Raw genomic sequence first — 549 nt, 5'->3', positions numbered from 1 at the left:
CACCGTACGCTCATAAACACTTACAACAAAGATGCTCGCGTCCACTGTGCAGTTCTCAAACAACACACAACAACCCCTACCAACGCCGGCCACACGGCCAACCGCCTTCGTAAGTCATCGTCGCTGATCAAACACATTGCGTGTTCTCTCAGGACCCAACAGTGCACCGATATAACCCTTCGATCCCTTCCAGGTGGAAGAGACGATCCGAAGAGTGCTTGTCAGCGTTCCACCCATGAGCTTCTGCCGTTCCACCTGTGGGAACGAAACAGTCTCTGCCCGGAAGGAATTCACCTGTGTGAACCCTCGCCGGGAGAAGTGCTCCTTAGAAAGGAGGTGATCCAGCCGCACCTTCCGGTACGGCTACCTTGTTACGACTTCGTCCCAATCGCCGATCCCACCTTCGACGGCTCCCTCCCACAAGGGGTTAGGCCACCGGCTTCGGGTGTTACCGACTTTCATGACGTGACGGGCGGTGTGTACAAGGCCCGGGAACGTATTCACCGCAGCGTTGCTGATCTGCGATTACTAGCGACTCCGACTTCACGG

At 56.3% G+C, this 549-nt stretch carries 1 rRNA gene; it reads right to left on the bottom strand.

Annotated elements, in window-relative coordinates:
- Positions 1–329: 329 nt before the first annotated feature.
- Positions 330–549 (bottom strand): 16S ribosomal RNA (locus ACWPOC_RS25530); the annotation flags it as partial.

Source organism: Rhodococcus sp. 5G237 (genome assembly GCF_053764735.1).
The sequence above is the reverse complement of the archived record's forward strand: the minus strand, read 5'-3'. Positions and strand labels throughout refer to the sequence as shown.